Raw genomic sequence first — 20,204 nt, 5'->3', positions numbered from 1 at the left:
AGCTAAAGAATTATGGATTCGGCGAACCCTCTGGCCGAATCAGCCGTCTACCAAAGGTAGCACCAATAGATGAGTCGAGGAGAACGGACAGGCTTGACTTTGTCTGACCGGTCCCCCACCATAGGGGCATGAATAGCCGGGGTAACCTTCGTCTCAACTCGTCGGCCGACGTTCTCAACAACAAGGACGACGTCACCCACCTGCTCATCCTCCGCTTCCAGCAGATGATCAGCGACGGTGTCCTCGGCCCCGGAACCAGGCTCCCTCCCGAGCGCGAGCTAGCAGCCCACTTCAACGTCGCGCGCTCCTCCCTCCGCCAGGCGCTTAAGGTCCTCGAGATCATGGGAGTCATCACCCAGAAGGTCGGCGATGGAACCTACCTCAACCGCGACGCATCCTCCGTCCTTGCCGTCCCCATGGAGTTCCTTTTCCTCCTCGACGACACCTCCGTCCATGAGCTCACCGAGCTCCGTTTCCTCATGGAGCCGGCGCTCGCCGCCAAGGCCGCCGAGCGCGCCAACGCCGACGACATTGCCCTCCTCCGCCAGTCCATCACCGATCTAGAAAGCAGCAAGCGCGACCGGGTCAAGCTTGTCGCATCCGATCTTCTCTTCCACCGTGCCATCTTCCAGGCATCCGGCAACCGCCTCACCGGCCGCCTCTTCCACACCATCCACCGTGCCATGCTCAACATGATCATGGTGACGTCGCAGCTCGTCGACCTCGAACACACGGTCGCCTTCCACAAGCCCATCCTGGCCGCCATCGAGCAACGCAACGCAAAGCTCGCCGCCGAGCTCATGACCGCGCACCTCACCGACGCCACCGACCTTCTCGCCCACAGCCGCGAGCAGGAGAAGGCCCGCAACCTCCGCGATCACATGGCCACCACCACCCGTGCTGTCAAAACCCTCCGCATCGCGAAACCGGAAGCATCTCGCGCCGCCTTGCGGCCCACCCGCCGCAAAGCCACGGCGAAGTAGCGCTACATCACCTCATCAGCGCCAATCGGCATCCCTGGTGGAGCGTCGATGGGCTTCGCCGGAACGAACTTCTCTGGCGCCCGCTGAAACTCGTTCATCCGCTCGATCAGGGCCGCCCGATGGATCGCCTCGGCCGTATCCGCAAGCGGAGCCGCCCCGGTCATTTCTTTATAAACATCCGCGATATGTGACCGCGCAATCGCCCGCGCCTGGCTCGAAGCAGCCGGGTTCACCGCCAGCCCGAACATCGCCTCCGTCGCCCGGAACTCCACCGCCCGCTCCACCTCGGACGACATCGTATGCCCACCCTCCGGCCTCTCGGCCGTAGCCTTGGACACCGCCTCCAGCAGCCCGCGCAGCGACGGAGCCTTCGGAACCCGCATGTGGTACTGCACCAGCCGCGACGCCCTTGCAGGATCGAGCAGCACCTGCAGCGTGAGGTCCGCGGCGGCCTCTGCCGCGGCTATCGGATCGAACGTAAGCCCCGTCTCCGAAGGTAAGGACTCCCGCGTACTCGGATACCCCGGAGGCCTCGGCGGCAGCGCCGTCAGCAGTGCCTCCGGCAGCGTCAGCGTATCCGGAGAGAGCGTCTTTAGCACCGCCGCAATCGCCTTCTGCTGTGTCTCCGGAGCAACGACCTCCGGCGCAGCTTGTCCATCCCCGCGAATCTGGTACCGGTAGTCCAGCCCACCGATCTCCTTGATCGCCGCCTCCGTCTGGTACCGGTGCAGCAGGAACAGAGGCACAAGCGTGTCCTCCAGTTGCGACACCGGCGTTCCCACTCGGATCGCGTTCTCACTGAACCGCGCCAGGGCCGTCGTCCGCACCGTCAATATGCGGTTCAACTCATCCGCTGGATCGGTTCCGTTATCCCAAAGATGCGCATGCGGATGCGCCCCGGAAAATGGCCGCGCATCGTCATCCGTGATGAAGATCATGCCCGTCTTCTCCGACGTCGACAGGATCTTCCCCAGCTCCGCTGTCTCATCCGCCTTCCCCCCGAACTGTCGATACCCATAGTCGATCGCGACCTTGTCCCACTGCCCGATCCCCACCCCGTAAGCATGCGAGAGATCCGGTACACCCTGCGCATCCAGCGTGATCCATGGATGCGGATAATCCATCACCGAAACGCTTTGTTCCGGAGTATGCGGAAACGCGCTCGCCGCGAAGTTATGCGCCAGCCCAAGCGTATGTCCCGTCTCATGCGCCGCAAGCTGCCTGGTGCGGGCGAGCGCCATCGCCAGCATCGGGTCGTTCGCGGCAGTCATCGTCTTGCCTGCGACATAAGGCGAAAGCAAAGCCTCCGCGATCAAATAATCCTGCCGCCCGCGCAAACTCCCCAGCGTCACGTTCCCCTTGATGATCTCGCCCGTCCGAGGGTCCGCGATCACCGCCCCATAGCTCCACCCACGCGTATACCGGTGCACCCATTGGATGATGTTGTACCGCACATCCATCGGGTCCGCATCCGCCGGCAGCAGGTCCACCTTGAACGTCCCCGGAGCCCATCCCGCCGCCTGGAACGCCTCATCCCACCATCTAGCCCCATCCACCAGCGCCTGTCGTATCGGCTCCGGAGCCCCGCGGTCCACGTAGTACTGAATCGGCGTCACCGCCTCGCACTTCGCCTTGCAAGCCGCATCCTTCTTCACCAGCCGATGCCGCACAATAAACTGCTGATCGAGCGCCCCGCCCAGCGGCACCGAGTAGTCCCGATAGCTCATCGGAAAATACCCCGCCCGCGGATAGTACCGCCGCGCCACATACCCCGGCCCCGGCAGCTCCAGAAACGTCTGATGCTCCCGCACCGTCAACGCCTGCGGATCGGGCGTCACGTCCTTCACAAACTGCCCGCTCACCGGCTTCTCTTTATCCGGCACGAACGTCAGCACCGCCTCCACCTCGGTGTTCTTCGGAAACACCTTCGTTCGGTCCAGCGCGATCGTCGACCGCATCGGATCGATCTTGAAGCTCCCCTGCTGCCTCTGCGCCAGCGTCTCCGCCACCCCATGCACATCCCGCAGAAAGAACTCGGTGGCATCCACCAGCACCGCCCCCGAAGCATCCTCGGCCGCCACCGCAAACCCACCCAGCACCGACTCCGGAAACGACTGCCGCACCGCCAGCGTCTCCGCCGGATCCGTCGCCGAAGACCGGAACATCAAGTTCGGTTCCACCAGCAGCACCTTCGGCCCCACCCGCTCGAAGTGGACGATCCGCCCATCCCCCGTCTGCCCCCGATCCAGCCCCAGGTCATTCGATCCCGTCCCATAGGGCAGGGAATCGGCATACAGATAATCCTGCGACCGCCCCTTCCCATCGAACCCCGGAACCTCGAGATAGAGCTTCCCCGCCCGCGCATCCCAATCCAGCGGCAGCAACCCTGCCATCCGCGTCATCGCAGCCGTCTTCCCCGCAATCGTCGGAGTCGCAACCACGTCATCAGTCTTGGCGGTCTGGGCAGAAAGAACCCCACCCCCCGCCAGCAGGCAGAAAAAGTAAGCAAAGCGCATCCCAACGTTGTAGCACGCAGGCTGTTGAAACTACTTCTCCAACCCCACCTTCGGCCACCCACCCGCCCAGTCAATCGTCGAGATCTGCAGCGATGGCTTCCCCGTCTTCGCGTCATACGCGTGATACACCAACAGATCCTTCCCCTTCGGATCCATCAACACGCTCTCCCCACCCGGCCCAAGCCACTTCGCATTCGGAAACAAAATCTGCGTCCCGCCGCCCTCCGCCAGTGCCTTACCCGCTTCATCGACATAAGGCCCCGTAACCACCTTCGACCGCCCCACCATCGTCCGGTACGTGCTCTTCAACCCGCGGCAGCAAAGGTCCCACGAAGTAAAAAGATAAAAGTACCCCCCATGCCGCACGATAAATGGAGCCTCCACCGCTTCCCAGTCCGGCGGCAATCCCGGAGGTGCCGGAGCCGCTCCCGGAGGCATGGCCCGCCGCGCCAACGCATAAACGGTCCCATCCTCCTTCGAAACCAGCCCGGTAGCATCATCCAGCCGCCTCATCTTGATCCCGTCCCAGAAGCTCCCGAACGCCAGCCAGCCACGCCCCTTCTCATCCCGGATGAAGTTCGGATCGATGGCATTGAAGTTGTCCTCCGCCTTCGACTCCAGCACCAGCCCTTTATCCACCCACTTGTACTCCGGGCTCTTCGAATCCAGAGTCTTGTTCACCGCCAGCGCAATCCCCGACGTGTTCTTCCCAAATAGCGAGTACGCGTAGTACATCCTGTACTCGCCGTTCCCATACGAGATATCCGGAGCCCAAAGCTCCTCCGTCCCCGGACTCTTCTCATGAATCCACCCCGGAATCGCATCGAACACCTGCCCACACCGCGTCCACTTCTCCAGGTCCGTCGAGCACCGCACCGCGAATTGCCCCCCACCCGGAGCCTTCCCCGTGGCGAACACATACCACGTCCCACCCTCCTTGATGATCGAAGGATCGTGCGTCCCCGCCGCGTCGCCCGTCAGCGCATACACATGCGGATCCTCCGCCCGGCACGCCGTCCCACTCATCAGCACGCCGAGCGCCAACACCGCCGCCAACCACCTCTTAGCCATGAAAGCCTCCACTCTGCGACAAACCTGCGATAAACAAGCAAGCGCACCTGTCTACCTCGAGTAAGCCAACTCCTCCCACCGCAGCATCTGCCGGAACTCCGGAATCTTCGTCCCCGCGTCGATCCGGATCAGCTCAATCCCGGCAATCTCGCACCAGTCCGCAATATGCTCCGTCGTCAACGCCTGGCTGAACCCCGTATGGTGCGCCCCGCCCGCATAAATCCACGCCGCCGCCGCTACCTTGAGGCTAGGCTTCGGCAACCAGACCGCCCTCGCAACCGGAAGCTTCGGAAGCGCCTGCTCCGGTTGAACGACATCGATCTCGTTCACGATCATCCGGAACCGGTTCCCCATATCCACCAACGAAGCCACGACAGCAGCCCCGCTCGGAGCCGTAAACACCAGCCTCACCGGATCCGCCTTCCCGCCAATCCCCAACGGATGCACCTCGAGCGTCGGCTTATCCGCCGCGATCGTCGGACAGATCTCCAGCATGTGCGACCCCAGCACCTTGGGCGTCCCGCTGAAGTCATATGTGTAGTCCTCCATAAACGAGGTGCCGCCATCCATCCCCTGCGCCATGACTTTCATGATGCGCACCAGCGCCGCCGTCTTCCAGTCGCCCTCCCCGCCAAACCCGTACCCATCGGCCATCAGCCTCTGTGTCGCGATCCCCGGCAACTGGTCCATCCCATGCAGGTCCTGGAACGTATCCGTGAACGCTCCAAACCCGCCCTCATCCAGAAACCCGCGCAAGCCCAACTCGATCTTCGCCGCAACCTTCAGCGAATCGACCCGGTCATGCTCCTTCGCAATTGAGTAAGCGTCGCGATACTCGCTCAAGAGCTTATCCACCTCGCCATCCGAGACCTCGTTCATCCGCGCAACCAGGTCGCCGATCCCGTACCCGTTCACGCTGAACCCGAACTGCGCCTCCGCCGAGACCTTATTCCCCTCGGTCACCGCCACCTCGCGCATATTGTCGCCAAACCGCGCGACCTTCAAGTGCTGCGACTCGTGCCAACCCGCCGCCGCCCGCGTCCACGTCGCGATCTCGCTAACGGTCTCCGCATCACCCCAGAACCCGACCACGACCTTCCGAGCCAGCTTCAGCCGCGCCGTAATGAACCCGAACTCCCGATCTCCATGCGCCGCCTGGTTCAGGTTCATGAAGTCCATATCGATCGACGAATACGGAAGCTCCCGGTTGAACTGCGTATGCAGATGCAGGAACGGTTTCGTCAGCGACTGCAGCCCGGCGATCCACATCTTCGCTGGTGAGAATGTGTGCATCCAAAGCACCAGCCCGATGCAAGTCTCGGCGTTGTTCGCTTCCCGGCAGATCCCGCGAATCTCGTCCGCGGTCTTCATCACCGGCTTGAACACGATCGTTACCGGGATCGCCGCTTCCTTCGCCAGCGACTCCGCCACCACCCGCGCATTAGCCGCCACTTGCGCCAGCGCCTCGGGCCCATACAGATGCTGGCTACCCGTCACGAACCAAACCTCAAGACTCTTCAGCTTCGTCATCGATCAATCCTCTACACGTAAAGTAAACGTTTCCAGCCGAGGAGCAAAAATCTGCCTAGCAGGCAACGCTGCAACGCTACAAGGCCGAGGTCACGCTGTCAAAGCATCAACGATGCTCGCAGTCGCCACTCCGCGACCCCTCCAGTGCGTTCAGAGAGGATTTTTCATAGCGCCCGTTCCTTCTCCGCTCGCTCCACTCTTTTTCATAAATCAGTTTCGCGACATCTCTCGCTGCGTAGAGCAGACTCGCAGGGTAGAGAACTGGCTCTTCGCCACGGAACGTGATGACAGCCGAGTTGTCGCCCTGGTCGACGGTTACAATTTCAGGTTTGTCGTCCTTTCTTATTCCGGCAGAATAGTGCGTTCCGGGCTTTGCTTCTGCTCGCCGGAAGACATAACAGGAAGAATCTCAACGGCTCCCGGCTAGCTCCAACTAGCTCAACTCTGCGAAAACTCTGCCAGCGCTTCCCGTACTTTCTCAACAACCGGGCCCCACTCCCCACGCTGCCTCTGCCGAAATAGCCGCATCCCCGGATACCACGGACTATCGTCCCGCCCACCCAGCCACCGCCAATCCGCCGCAAACGGCAGCATCACCCAGCATCGTACCCCAAGCGCTCCCGCCAGGTGTGCCGCCGAGCTATCGATCGTGATCACCAGGTCCATCGCCGCTACCTGCGCCGCAAACCCGTCCATATCCTTCATCTGGTCAATGTCCCGATCCACCAAGACCGGAGCCCCGACCGAATTGATCTCGGCCTGCAGGACATCCGGATCTCCATACTGCAGACTCATCCATCTAACGTTCGGAACGCCAAACAGCGGCTCCAGTGCCCCCAGCCCCGCCGAACGAACTTGCCCGGTTTTCTTTCCTCGCGTAAACCACGCGACTCCAACTACCGGTCGCCCATCCGTATACCTCTCCCGAAGCCGCCTACGCTGAACCGAATCGGCAAACAGATAGGGAGAATCTGTCCGCCCAAACTCCGCCTCGGATCTGCGAAACAGCCTGGGCAGGCTGGCCACTGGAATCTGCGCCGCAACACCCGCCTCCAGGCTCAGCGTCGCGTCGAAACCGCTTACTACCTCCACCTCTGGAAACGATCGCGCGAACATCGAACGGAGCCTTGGATCGCAATCGAGGATGCAGTCATTCCCCGTTCTCACCGCTTCCGCCACCAGCCCCGCAAACATGATTTCGTCGCCCACACCCTGCTCTGCCCAGAGCAGGAGGCGCCCCGCCTCCAACTTTTCGCCGGCCCATGGCGGCTGAGGAAAACCACGTTCCGGGGTGTCGTGATCATGCGAGTGCCACCGTCGCTCGTAGTTCCGCCAGCCCGTCTCGAACTCCCCGCGCATCACCTGTAGCAGCCCCATGCTGAACTGCACCTGCGCGTCATCCGGCTGTATGGCCAGTGCCATCTCGTACCGTTTCAGCGCACCATGGCAGTCGCCAAGGTCGCCGAGCAGGCAACCGATGTCGTAATGCGCCCGCGCGCTATCTGGCTTCAGCGCGAGCGCCCTCTCGTAGCACGCCATCGCCTCCTCGAACCGCTCCAGCTCCTTATACGCATTCCCCAAGTTGTTGTGCGCGAGCACATACTCGGGGTTCGCCCGCACGGCCGCCTCAAGTCGACCTGCCGCCTCTTCCAGCTCGCCGTTTTTGAACAGCGCTGTTCCCAGGTTGTAGTTTGCCGTGGCAAAATCCGGCCTCAGCTCCACCGCCATCCGATATGACGCGATCGCCTCGTCCACCTTGCCCTCACCTTGAAACGCACTCGCCAGGTTCCCCCAAAGATCCGCGTTCCGCGGAGCCAACGAAACCGCGCGCGCATAACTTGCTGCCGCCTCCGCAAACCTTCCCTGCGCTTGAAATACGTTCCCCACTCCGTTATGAGCTTCGAAGAAGTCCGGCTTAATTGCGAGCGCTCTCTGATAGCAGAGCAACGCCTCCTCGAACCGGTGAGCGCCGGCCAGTGCGGTCCCGAGATTGCTGCTCGTCTCAGCCAGTTCGGATTGAGATCAAGCGCCCTCTCAAACGCCTCGATCGCACCCTCGATTTCCCCTTTGGCCTGCAGCACAAGCCCGAGGTTGGAGTGAAAGAACGCCTCTTCCTTGATTCCAATCGACTCCCGCATCAGCCTCTCGGCATCCTCCAGTTGTCCGGTCTGGAACGTCAAGATCCCCAGATAGTGCAAAGCCTCCGCATGGCGCGGCTCGACCGCCAGGATTTTCTCGTAAAGCGGAGCAGCTTGATCCAGCTCTCCACATCGATGATGTCGGAGTGCATGTTCAAGCAACTCCCAGGCGGGATGAGTAGCGATAGGGTTCACGGGAAGTCCTGGAGGAACAAACTGGAAAGATGCGGGGAACATTCTTTAGGACGACATATCCGCTCCATCAGGTGCACTAGAATTGACGCGGCAGTATGGTACCTATCATGATAGATACCTGAGGTGTTCCTATGGCGAACATTGAGAAAGCCCGCGTGTTCATGAACGGTCGAAGCCAGGCTGTCCGGATCCCGGCAGAGTACCGTTTCAGCGTGCAGGAGGTGTACATCCGCCGCAATCCCGAAAACGGAGAACTCGTGCTGTCCGAGCATCCGCTCAAGCGTTCTCTGACCGAGATCTTTGCCCAGATTGACGATGCTGGCGGAGCGGGGGATCTCCTCCTTGACCGGGACCAACGGCAGCCTGAGGAGAGGGAGTGGATGTGAGGGGCACGACCCTTTACCTCCTTGATACCAACACTTTCGCTTACATCGTCAACGGGCGCTCCCCCGCTGCCCGGGCACAGATGACCTCGCTGATCGAGCACTCTCCTCTGGCTATTTCTGCCATTACGGAGGGAGAAATCCTCTATGGATTGGCGAAAAAGCCTGAAGCTACGCGGCTTCGGGCTGCTGTGGAATCCCTGCTTGCCACTGTGCTCGTGCTGCCCTGGGATTCGGCCGCGGCTGGCGCTTATGGGACGCTTCGGGCGCAGCTCGCATCGGCTGGCAAGACCCTTTCCGCTATGGATATGCTCATTGCTGCCCACGCTATTGCCGCGGACGCGATCCTGGTTACCAGCGACAAGGCCTTTTCCCAGGTCGAGGCTCTCCGGCCTGTTGCAAACTGGGCGACAGACATTTAGCGGGCGAAAAGTGACGGTAGGATGTGGGGCGTTGTACGGTAAACGTGGTTAGCGGACGGTCATCAAACGTGGTGAAGGGTGCGTCTTTATTGGCTGGATGCGTTTTGCGTGCATGTTTTTCGATGTGCTGGTGACTAGGGACGCTTTTCCCGGGGGATGTCTGTCAAGTTTTCAGCCGATAAATCCGAGCGGCGTTCTCTCCAAGGATGCCTGCCTGCTCCGCCTCCGAGAGGTTCGCGACCCACTCTTCGACGATCTCCCACCATTTGCTGTACGAACAGCCCAGGGTCACAACCGGCCAGTCCGTCCCAACCATCAGCCTGGCCGCCCCGAACGCCTCCAAGACAGTCTCGAAGTACGGAGACAGGGTAGCCGGGTTCCAGTTCGTCCAATCCGCTTCGGTTACCATCCCCGAGACCTTGCAGCTAACGTTTGGCCGCTTCCCGAGGCCCCCAATCCACTTCTTCCAGGGCTCGACCTCGCGCCGACGAATCCCCGGCTTCCCCACGTGATCGAGTACAAAGGGCTGGTTCGGATGCCGGTCGACGAATCGCAGGGCTTCCTCCATCTGCCCTGAATAGATCAGCAGATCGTATACCAGCCCGTGGGGCTTCAGCCGCGAGATTCCCTTATTGAACGCTGTTCCGTCGAGGAATCCTGCATCTTCCCCCTGCACGACATGGCGAAGGCCCTTGAGCAGGTCAGCACCTGCAAACCGCTCCAAGTGCTGTTCAAAATACTCTGACGCAATTGGCAGCCACCCCACCACGCCAAGGACCTTGTCAGAGCTACGAGCGACTCCAAGCAGCCACTCCGTCTCCTCCACGGTCTGCCGCGCCTGCACGACGACGGTGCCGTCTATCCTCGCGGGTGCAAGCTGTTCTTCCAGATCCGCCGGCAGGAAATCTCGCCTGATCGCCGCCATTTCCGGAGTGATCCACGAAAACTCCTCTGGATCGTACGTCCACAGGTGGTGGTGTGAGTCGATTCGAGATGCCATAGCAACTAAGTATCGAGCAACTCGAGTTTCGTTGCTTCGATCCGAGAGACAAGGAACCCGGATCCGTAACCATCTTTCGCCGCCCTAATCGTCGGGGCATATCGCCCACGGTTGATGCCGGCCTCGTCAAGCGCGGCGGTGAGTTCTTCCAAGGTCCCAAAGTTCACATCCGGCCCAAGTTCAGGTTCTGTAGCCATGGCCGGCGTGCAGTACATCATCCACCGGCCCAAGCGGCCCTGTCGCACATTCAGGGAGAGTTGCATGTAAAAATCCCACCATCCCGGCCCCTGGTTCAAGGGCCGCTTACAGGTTAATCGGAACAGTGCGCGAGCGACTGTCTTAGAAGCATAGAGAAGGATGCGGATTCAGCGTCTTTATGACGCAAGCATCTACGAGAACCCTACTGCGGGCAAATTGTCCTCGCTATCCCTCAATTGAGGTATTCCTTCTACGCCGGGTTCATCATGAGCTACAAGAGGGGTTAGACGATCTTTTTGCTTCGTGAGCCGTACAACTTCGGTGTTATTCGAGGGACGGCACCTGGGAACAGAACGAACGACAGCGATAGAATCGAGCCGAGGATGCGGGAGACGATGGCGAACGGATTCAATGCGATAGGGCGAACCGGATGCAGCCACGAACGCAACCGAGGGCCGAACGGAGCGGACAGAGGCAGGCCGAAAGGGAAGCGACCGCTATGATGGTGCAGGCCCCGGGGGCCAGCGAAGCTGTGCTTATGCCAGTTCCGATGGTCAGTGTCTCCATGACGGCTTATAACTCGGAGGCGTGGCTTGCAAGGGCGTTGGACAGCGTTCTGCGGCAGCAAACGTCTTTTGCCTTCGAGATTGTCATTGGCGACGACTGTTCCAAAGATCAAACGCTTGCCGTTGCCAGGTCGTACCAAGAGCGTTACCCGGATGTGGTTCGTGTTCTCGAGCGGGCCAAGAACCTAGGGATGCAGAGAAATTTCTACGACACGTTCGAGAACTGCCGGGGAAAGTACATCGCGTGGCTGGATGCGGACGACTACTGGACGGATCCGGAGAAGATGGCAATCCAAGTCAATCTGCTGGAATCAGACCAGACGGTGAGTGCGTGTGGTCACTACGTCCGACAGGTGACCTCGACGGGAGAGGTTCTTCACAAGAAGAGCCCATTCGTGCCAGCCGGCCGGTATGGACTGGAGCGGATCATTCGCAGCAACTTCGTGCCCTCGCCGACGATCATGTTTCGTAACGGTCTTCATCACAAATTGCCGTCGTGGTTTTTCGATCTGACGGGGCTGGCTGACTGGCCCATTCTGCTGATGGCGGGAGTGTCGGGGGACATCATCCTGATCGACCGGGTGATGGCGGACTACGTCCTGACCCCCGGAAGCGCCTACATGAGCAAGAACGCGCTGCACCAGGACCTGATCGACCTGGAGTTTTGCGAGCGCATGGAGAGTATCCTTCCTGACGAGTGGCACCGGTCGGTGCGAGCCTCCAAGGGCCGCCGCTACGGGCAGATCGCTTACCTGTACCTCAAGCAGAAGAACTATCCGGCCGCGCGCGAGATGGCGCGGAAGGCGTTCCGCGCTCCGAACGTTCTGGACAATATCGTGAGCAAGACAAAGATGCTCGCGCTTGCGACTGTCTGCGACACGCTTTGGAAGACGCGGCGAGCGGTCCCGCGCTTGTAGGCTGCATCTCGCCTGGTTCTCGTCCTGCCTCGTAGCGAAACGAACACAAGAGGGAAAACATATTGCCTTGCCTAAGGTGAACTCGAGAATCCGCCGATAGAAAGCGTTGTACAACTTTTCGTGGATAGACGGCCAAAGGGCATTGTTATCTCCTCTGATAGACGCCTTCACAGCTCCGCACATCTTGAGCCATTTTCGGTAGGACACTTTCGCTTTCCAGGCAGGCACAGTGACAAGTTCAAAAGGTCAGTTCGGCGCAATTATCGTTGGAGGTGGCCCTGCAGGAGTTGCGGTTCTGTTAAGCGCGCATCGTGACGGCAAGCTGAGGGAGCTCCTGGAACACGGGCTTCTGCTCATCGAACGTGGCGCCAAGATCGGTAAGGGGCAGATCGGCAACTACACGATCAACTCCGACAGCACGGGATACACGTTCGTTGATCCGCTTCGGGTCGGCAGCGAGGCGAGCCTGCATAAGATCCTGGAGACGCCGGTAGCGAAGCGCATCGCGGAGGCTGGTGCTGGTGCTGTTCCGCTGCGGGACGTGGGCGAACTGATGGCGCTGGTGGGCGAGGCGATGCACGCGCTGATCGAGGAGTACCCGCAGAGCGCGGTACTGACCTCCTGCACGGCGGAGTCGGCGCAGTCGTGTCCAGATGGAAGCTGGCGGGTTCTGGTCTCCGATGTGAGGGGTCACAAGCGCACGTTTCAAACGAAGCAGCTTGTGCTGGCGACGGGTGCGACGCAGCCGCATGCGCGGCTCGACAACGAGTTCGTCGCGGGTGCTCCGGTTGTGGAGCGCTGGGGCAAGAAGCTGATGCAATCCGGCGAGGTGATCAGCCTCGGCGGTCTCACTATTGTGACGAAGATGTTGAGCGAGAAGGCAGCGCCGAAGGTCGCGATCCTGGGCGGCTCGACGAGCGCGATGGCGGTGGCGCACGCGCTGCTGAACCGGCTCCCGGAGGTGCACTTCAAGAGCGGCGGGGTGACGGTGTTTCACCGGCGTCCGCTGAGCGTGTACTACATGAGCGTCGAGGAGGCGGTGGCAGATGGATACGACGAGTTCGGTCCACATGACATTTGCCCGGTCACACAGCGTGTCTTTCGGCTTGCTGGCCTGCGGCTGGATTCGCGGGAGTTGCTGATGCAGGTTCGGGGGATTGGTGGACGTGCTCCTGAGCCGCGCATGACGATGCACCTGACGAAAGAACACGATCCGGAAGCTCTTGCGCTCATCGACGAAGCGGACCTGGTGATTGCGGCACTTGGCTACCGGCCGAGCGCGCTTCCGATTCTGGATCACCAGAACGCAGCGATCACTCTGTTTGCCGAGAGCCATGTTTCGGCTCCCCTGGTCGATGCACAGTGCCGGGTGCTGGACGCGAAGAGCAATCCGATTGAGGGCTTGTATGGCATTGGGCTCGCTGCGGGCTTTGTTCCTTACGGCAAGTTTGGTGGCGAGCCGAGTTTCGTGGGCCAGGCGAATGGGCTCTGGCTATGGCAGAACGGGATTGGGTCAATCATCGTGAACGCGATTCTGCCCGTAACGGCGAGCCCGGAAGCGCGGCTGCCGGTGCAAGCGCATGGCGAGAGAGTTGTGGCGACTGCAGGGATTGCGCTGTGATACGGATCCCGCTCGCCCGCCCGAATCCAGCAAAGCTCAGCGAGGCGATCGCCGAGCTGAAGGCTCTGGAAGAGCGCGCCATCTTCAGCAACTTCGGTCCGCTCAGCATTGGCTTCGAGCAGAGGATGACGAACCAGGTGTTTGGCGGCGTGGGCGAGTGCCTTACCGTCTGCAATGCCACGATCGGGCTGATCATGGCGGTTCGCCAGGCGATGATGCGAAGGCCGGCGACGAAGCGGCGTTACGCGCTGATGCCCTCGTTCACCTTTGCCGCCGCAGCGCAGGCTGTGCAGTGGAACCGGCTCACACCGCTGTTTTGTGACATCAACCGGGTGGACTGGTCCGCGGACGAGCACAGCGAAGCGGAGTTGCTGGAGCGGTACAAGGACGAGATCGCGGTGGTGGTGCCGTATGCCACGTTCGGCTATGACATCGATCTTGACCGGTACGAGAAGATTCAGCGGGACTACGGCATTCCGGTGGTGATCGACGCCGCGGCATCGCTAGGGACGATCTCCGGGAACGGGCTTGGATTTGGTTCGGGCTTTTCGGGATCCGTCATCTACTCCATGCATGTGACGAAGTCTTTTGCCACGAGCGAGGGCGGGCTTATCTATAGCGCCGATTCGGAGATGATTCGCACGCTGCGGACGATGAGCAACTTTGGATTCGGCGAGCCGCGCAACGCAACGATGGTTGGGTTGAACGGGAAGATGACCGAGGTGTCGGCGCTGCTGGCGAGCCTGCGGCTGGAGAGCTTCGACGAGGTGATGCAGAGGCGTTCGGAACTGGTTGGGATGTACCGGGAGGCGCTTCCGGAGCTGTCGTTTCAGCCGGTGAAGGCGCATCGGCAGGCGCACCAGTTTACGTCGACGCTGCTTCCAAAGGAGTTAGCGCCGTATCGCAGCAAGGTGCAGGCTGAGCTGACACGGTTGGGGATTGGGTCAGCGAATTACTTCTCTCCGCATGTGGCGGAGCAGCCCTACTTCAGGGATTCGTTCAGTCCGGTGTCGTTGCCGGTGACGGATGAAATCGCTGCGCGGGCGCTGACGCTGCCGCTGTTCGACGCGATGACGGATGCGCAGGCGCACGAGGTGAGCGCGGCGGTGAAAGAGGCACTGGGAATCGTGGAAGAGCGGCACGTCGCGGTGGAATCGCCGATGCTGGCGGCGGGGGACTAGCTTCCGGGCTGAGAAGCTGAGGCACGGGCAGAAAAATTTGCCAAAAGCGTAAATTCATCTGTCCCTGTTTAAGGGGGCCATGTATACAGGTAGGTGCAAGCGTTCCCCCATGAGAGTGGGCGCGGCGTTTGCACGTTCCCATCATCCCAAAAGCACGAGCGGTCGTCGCTCGAGGTCCCGAATGAGTTCGCTCCCCAGGTTGCTGTCGTTTCCGGTTCTGCTCGGTCTTCTTCTCGCTTCAACGAATCTCTCAGCCGGTGCCCAGACAGGCGATTCGCAATCGTTCGGCTCCGTCGCCGTGGGCCAGAGCACCACGCAGACCGTCACGTTTGTTACCAATAATTCCCGTACGCAACTTTCTACCTCCTTCGGGAAAGACTTCACGGCATCCGCGACAACCTGCACCCCGGCCGGCGGCACCGGCCCCTTTCCAAACTACAACTGCAGTGCGACCGTGACCTTCGCCCCCACGGCTCCCGGACTGCGTCTCGACTCGATCTTCTACCCTAACTCCGACGGCGTCCCGGTCTTCCAGCAATACTTCTACGGAACCGGCATCGGTGCGCAGATCGGCTTCACGTTTGGATCTTTCGCCAACGCCGCGCCGAGCGTGGCCAATCCAGGTGGAATCACGATTGGCCCCGACGGCCTGGTGTACATCTCCAGTACATCCTCCAAAGATGTTTTCGTGTCGAATCCCGACGGAAGCAACCAACAGGCCTCTGGCTTCCGGGGCCTGAGTAGTCCCGGAGCCATCGCTGTCGATGGCGAGGATAACGTTTACGTCGCCGATAGGGTGAATAATCTCGTCTATGGGCAGACGCAGCATGGCGTGCAGCACCCCGTCCCGACGACGCCCCTCTCCGACCCAATCGGGCTCGCCGTCGACGGAATGGGCGATCTCTACATCGCGGACGCGGGCAACAGCCGCATCATCAAACTCGACAACTCTGGGGAAGAAACAACTGTAGCAACGGGCCTTACCAGCCTCGTGGGCATTGCCGTTGATGCAGCCGGAGACATTTATTACGCCCAGGCAGGCACGATCAACACGGTCTACGAATACCCCGGCGGGAATACGTCTGCCCGGGTCACCATCGGTCAGAGCAACTTCGGCACCATCCAGGGGATCGCTGTCGACGCCGGGGGCAGCGTCGCCATCGCCGCGAGCGGCGGGCTCAACGTGATCTCCAGCTTCCAGAGTCGCCTCGGCACCGGCTTCAACGGTCCGACCTCCGTCGCCATCGATCCGCAGGGAAATATCTACGAAGGGTTCAATTCATCCGCGACCAGCGCTGTTGCGAGGGTCAACCGCGGCACCGGATCCCTCACCGTGGGCGCCCAGGTGGGACAAAGCACCGTCGGATCGATCTACGTCGCGAATACCGGCACAGACGGACTCTCCTTCAGCAGCTTCACCTTCAGCGACCCCGCCTTCTCCGTCAACCCAGATGGAACAACTTGCCTGGTGGACGACAACGCTCTCCAGGCGGGTGGGACGTGCATCCTCAACCTTCTATTTTCGCCCACCACTCCGAAGACCTACACCGCGACCCTCACCATCGACTCGACGAGCGGGAACGGGTCGGCGACGCCGAGTTCGTACACACTCAACGGTCAGACTCCGCAAAGCACCACCACACTTTTTGTCTCTCCGAACCCGGCGACGTTCGGGCAGGCGATCACGTTCGGCGCGGTCGTCACCGCACAGTTTTTTAACGGGAGCACGAACACGAATGTGACTCCTACCGGCACGGTTGATTTCCTCGACTCCAACAACACTGTCATTGGATCTGGAACGCTGGCTACCGCAGGTGACGGGGACCAGGAGGCGACGTTCACTACGAGCGCCCTGGCCGGGGGAACCTACACTGTCCACGCCCGCTATAACGGGTCGACGACGGTCGGGGCCGGAACCAGCGGCCCGACGACTCTTGTCGTCAACGGCGGACCTACCGCCCAGCCCACGACGACCAACCTCACCTCCAGTGCGAGCACCGTCGTGAGCGGACAGCCCGTTACGTTGACCGCGACCATCGCAGGAGCAAGCTCTCCTGCCCTGACGGGCTCGGTGAACTTCGTCCTCGGGATCACCGTTGTGGGCACGGCTCCCGTCACGTCTACCGGGACGGGAGGAATCGCGACTCTTACCACCACCACGCTTCCCGTCGGCCAGGATTCCATTCTTGCGGTCTACAGTGGCGACGCCAACTATGCGACGAGCACAAGTAATGGGCAACAGGTCATCGTCACTTCGTCTGCAGCCACGACCGTTGCTCTGACCGCCGCTCCAGCGACTGTTGCCTACCGGTCGCCCATCACCCTTACCGCCTCGGTCACCAACTCCTCGAGCGCTCCTCTTACGACCGGGCAGGTGTACTTCTGCGATCTCGCCGTCCGGGGCTGCAACGCCTACTCCAATCTGGGCACTGTCCAGTTGAACCCGGCCGGCAATGCCGTGTTGAGGCTTGCTGCTGGAACGATCGGGAGTCACAGCTACACGGCCACTTTCATAGCAACCGCGTCTGCGTCCGCCAGCGTCTCGACCGAGCAGACCGTTGCCGTGACAGGAATCTATCCGTCATCGTCAACGCTTGTATCGTCCGGGGGCGTCGGTGCCTATAGCCTCCTCGGAACAGTCGTAGGCCTGGGAGATCGCACCGCCGGGCCGACGGGAACCCTCACCTTCAGTGACACCAGCAATACCGGTACTCCGGTGCTTGGAACTGCTTCACTCGCTCCCGCAACACTCGCCTTTACGACCACGCCTGCGACCGGCTCTCCCAATACGGTGGGCACTCATCCCTATGGCATCGCAAGCGGAGACTTCAATGGTGACGGGTTCATGGATGTGGTCACCGAGAACTACGACGGCGCATCCGTCAGTGTCCTGCTCGGCAACGGCGACGGAACCTTTGAGCCGCAGGTCAGCTACCCCGCAGGCAACCTGCCGGAGCGTGTGCTCGTCGCTGACTTCAATGGCGACGGCAATCTCGATCTTGTGGTCGCGAACACCGGGAGCGGGAGCATCAGCATCCTTCTGGGTGTTGGCGACGGCACCTTCATGCCTCAGGTGACCTATGCCGTCGCATCGCCCGTTGGCCTCGGCGTCATGGACCTGAACCACGACGGTATCGCCGACATTGCCGTGGGAGACTACTACACGGGATCGGTAAGCATTCTGCTCGGTGTTGGTGATGGCACGTTCCACCCCGCGGTCACCTATCAGACCGGGACCACCCCTCAGACGCTGGCGGAGGGAGACTTCGACAAAGACGGCAATGTCGACCTCGTCATCGGCAACTTCGGCGACAACACCATCAGCATCTTGCGCGGCAACGGCGATGGCACCTTCCAGCCGCAGGTCACCTACCCGGTTGGTTCCAGGCCACAGGGCGTGCAGGTCGCAGACCTCAACAACGATGGATTCCTGGATATCGCCGTCACCAATAGCGGCGACAACACGATCAGCGTGCTGATCGGCCAGGATGACGGCACCTTCCAGGCGCAGGTGACCTACCCTGTCGGCATCGACCCCGTGGGCCTCGTCATCGCCGACTTCAACGGCGATGGCTTCCTCGACCTTTCCACCGGTAATACCGGCACTGCCGCGCAGACCGACCTGACGGAAAGCTATCTCCTTGGCAATGGCGACGGGACCTTCCAGGCCCAGATAAAGTACCCAACCGGGAACTTCCCGTACGGACAGGTGGCCGCTGATTTCAACGGAGACGGTTATCCCGATCTCGCCATCTCGGACTTCAGCGATAGCACCGCCGGTATTCTGCTCAGCCAGGTCACCCAGACCGCAACCGCGACCCTCACTCCGGTGAATGTCACCGGCACTGCGGGAACGCACAACGTGGATGTGAGCTACCCGGCTGATGCAAACTTCGCGGCAAGCGTCTCCCCGACGATTCCGCTCGTCTCCGCACCGTCAGTGGCTGTCGCGAGTACAACCAGCCTCACGATCGCTCCGCTCGCGGCCACCGCAGGCCAGAACGTCCTCTTCACCGTCAGCGTCGCCGGTGCCGGGCAGACCACGCCCGTCCCCACCGGCACCGTTACTCTCGCCAGTAGCGGCGGAGGCCTTGGGACGACTACCATCACGCTTGGAGCGAGCGGGGCTGGCAGCTTCAGCACGAGCCAGATTCCGGTTGGCACGTACAGCGTTACGGCAAGTTACAGCGGAGACACGAACTATGCCGCCAGCGTGAGCGCTCCGCGGACTCTCGTGGTGTCCCTCGCCACCCAGACGATTGCATTCCCGGCGATTGCAAGCCACACCATTGAGGACGCCCCATTCACGCTGTCAGCTACTGCCTCTTCCGGTCTAGCCGTCACTTACACGCTTGTCTCCGGACCGGCTACCATCTCCGGCAACACCCTCACCCTAACCGGAGCGACCGGAACGGTCGTCGTCCAGGCCAGCCAGGCGGGCAATACCACGTATGCCGCCGCTCCCAGCGTGACGCAGAGCTTCACCGTCTCCGGAGCCCCGTTACCGACCCTTACCGGGATCACTCCGGCGGCAATTACCCTCGGGAGCGCGGCCACTACGATTACCCTTACCGGAACCAATTTCAACTCAGTCGACGTGCTACGTCTCAATGGCACCGGGACCATCGCTACCACCTTCGTCAACGCGACAACCCTAACGGCGGTCATCCCCGCTTCGGCGCTCGCGACGGCTGGCACGATCCAGGTTGCCGTGAGTGACTTGATCGGCAAGACCACCTCAAATGCCCTGACGATCACGGTCTCGAACACGCCTGCCGTCGTCTTTACCGGGCCCACGACCCCGCCTGCCTCGGGTCAGCAGCCGACTCTGACGTTCCAGCTCACCAACCCATACCCGGTACCGCTCACGGCATCGTTCAACCTCCTGTTCACCCCAGCGACCACACCGGCAGTCGATGACCCGGCTATCCAGTTTGCAGGCGGTGGGCGAAACTATACCTTCACGGTCGCCGCGAACTCCGTCGTCACGCCTCCCATCCAGCTCCAGGCGGGGACCGAAGCGGGAACCATCACTGTTCCGGTGACCCTCACCGCGCAGGGAGTGGATGTCACTCCTGCCAGTCTGACGCCTGTGGTTATCGTCATCCCGCCAGCCGCACCTGTCGTCAGCCTGGTGACGATGAACTCTACGGGCGGCGGAGTGAATGTGGTCGTCACGGGCTACTCGAACACCCGCGAGGCCACACAGGCGAAGTTCCATTTCACCGCCGCGTCAGGTGCGGACCTGAACACGCCTGATTTCACTGCTAACATCAACCCGCTGTTCGGAACCTGGTACAGCTCCGCTGCATCCGCGCCCTACGGGTCCACCGTGGTCTACACCCAGAGCTTCACCCTCGATTCGGGCACGGCCAGCACCATCACCGGCGTCACTGTCACCCTCACCAACTCCATCGGAACGTCAAATACGGGATCCTCGCAATAGCGAGGATCCGGTTAATCGCAAATATGTATCTCCAGCC

13 protein-coding genes and 1 pseudogene are annotated in these 20,204 nt (G+C 61.2%); 7 read left to right on the top strand and 7 right to left on the bottom strand.

All coding sequences use genetic code 11. The features are described 5' to 3' along the window. The first annotated feature begins 128 nt into the window (after positions 1 to 128). Positions 129 to 983 carry a FadR/GntR family transcriptional regulator gene (locus GRAN_RS18380; RefSeq protein WP_128914512.1) on the top strand — a complete coding sequence of 285 codons (855 nt, stop codon included), beginning with the start codon at positions 129 to 131 and terminating at the stop codon, positions 981 to 983. A 2-nt stretch (positions 984 to 985) separates the two neighbouring features. On the opposite strand, the gene GRAN_RS18375 is transcribed toward GRAN_RS18380, so the two are convergent. The 5 genes and pseudogenes from GRAN_RS18375 to GRAN_RS27100 all read right to left on the bottom strand — a co-directional run. Further along, positions 986 to 3,499 (bottom strand): zinc-dependent metalloprotease, encoded by a 2,514-nt coding sequence (locus GRAN_RS18375; protein WP_128914511.1) that lies wholly within the window; start codon positions 3,497 to 3,499, stop codon positions 986 to 988. Between the two features lie 30 nt (positions 3,500 to 3,529). After that, positions 3,530 to 4,570 (bottom strand): arabinan endo-1,5-alpha-L-arabinosidase, encoded by a 1,041-nt coding sequence (locus tag GRAN_RS18370; protein ID WP_128914510.1) that lies wholly within the window; start codon positions 4,568 to 4,570, stop codon positions 3,530 to 3,532. A gap of 51 nt (positions 4,571 to 4,621) precedes the next feature. Next, positions 4,622 to 6,100, bottom strand: coding sequence for an L-arabinose isomerase (gene araA, locus GRAN_RS18365; protein ID WP_128914509.1), 1,479 nt, complete (start codon positions 6,098 to 6,100; stop codon positions 4,622 to 4,624). A 438-nt stretch (positions 6,101 to 6,538) separates the two neighbouring features. Next, complete coding sequence (locus GRAN_RS18360; protein WP_128914508.1) at positions 6,539 to 8,110, bottom strand: tetratricopeptide repeat protein; 1,572 nt, start codon at positions 8,108 to 8,110, stop codon at positions 6,539 to 6,541. Between the two features lie 11 nt (positions 8,111 to 8,121). Next, positions 8,122 to 8,475: pseudogene (locus GRAN_RS27100) on the bottom strand (tetratricopeptide repeat protein); the annotation flags it as partial. Positions 8,476 to 8,564: 89 nt separating this feature from the next. Between GRAN_RS27100 and GRAN_RS18350 the strand changes: the two are divergent. Next, a complete protein-coding gene (locus tag GRAN_RS18350) occupies positions 8,565 to 8,819 on the top strand; it encodes an antitoxin (protein ID WP_128914506.1) in 255 nt (84 codons plus the stop codon). Then, entirely contained in the window at positions 8,816 to 9,238 is a 423-nt protein-coding gene (locus GRAN_RS18345) for a type II toxin-antitoxin system VapC family toxin (protein WP_128914505.1), read from the top strand. Before GRAN_RS18350 ends, GRAN_RS18345 begins: the two co-directional genes overlap by 4 nt. 163 nt (positions 9,239 to 9,401) lie before the next feature. On the opposite strand, the gene GRAN_RS18340 is transcribed toward GRAN_RS18345, so the two are convergent. Continuing rightward, entirely contained in the window at positions 9,402 to 10,238 is an 837-nt protein-coding gene (locus tag GRAN_RS18340; RefSeq protein ID WP_128914504.1) for an amidohydrolase family protein, read from the bottom strand. 5 nt (positions 10,239 to 10,243) lie between these two features. Next, the gene (locus GRAN_RS18335; RefSeq protein WP_128914503.1) at positions 10,244 to 10,501 is read right to left on the bottom strand and encodes a hypothetical protein; all 258 of its coding nucleotides are present in this window, start codon (positions 10,499 to 10,501) and stop codon (positions 10,244 to 10,246) included. Between the two features lie 473 nt (positions 10,502 to 10,974). On the opposite strand from GRAN_RS18335, the gene GRAN_RS18330 reads away from it, so the two are divergent. The 4 genes from GRAN_RS18330 (at position 10,975) to GRAN_RS18315 (ending at position 20,167) form a co-directional block, all read left to right on the top strand. Continuing rightward, a complete protein-coding gene (locus tag GRAN_RS18330; protein WP_161571048.1) occupies positions 10,975 to 11,919 on the top strand; it encodes a glycosyltransferase in 945 nt (314 codons plus the stop codon). 229 nt (positions 11,920 to 12,148) lie between these two features. Continuing rightward, complete coding sequence (locus GRAN_RS18325; RefSeq protein ID WP_128914501.1) at positions 12,149 to 13,540, top strand: FAD-dependent oxidoreductase; 1,392 nt, start codon at positions 12,149 to 12,151, stop codon at positions 13,538 to 13,540. Next, positions 13,537 to 14,721: a DegT/DnrJ/EryC1/StrS family aminotransferase gene (locus tag GRAN_RS18320; RefSeq protein WP_161571047.1), complete on the top strand. Its 1,185-nt coding sequence runs from the start codon at positions 13,537 to 13,539 to the stop codon at positions 14,719 to 14,721. Before GRAN_RS18325 ends, GRAN_RS18320 begins: the two co-directional genes overlap by 4 nt. Positions 14,722 to 14,902: 181 nt before the next feature. After that, complete coding sequence (locus GRAN_RS18315) at positions 14,903 to 20,167, top strand: FG-GAP-like repeat-containing protein (protein ID WP_161571046.1); 5,265 nt, start codon at positions 14,903 to 14,905, stop codon at positions 20,165 to 20,167. The last annotated feature ends 37 nt before the right edge of the window (positions 20,168 to 20,204 follow it).

It is taken from the genome of Granulicella sibirica (assembly GCF_004115155.1).
GTDB classification, from domain to species: domain Bacteria; phylum Acidobacteriota; class Terriglobia; order Terriglobales; family Acidobacteriaceae; genus Edaphobacter; species Edaphobacter sibiricus.
The sequence above is the reverse complement of the archived record's forward strand: the minus strand, read 5'-3'. Positions and strand labels throughout refer to the sequence as shown.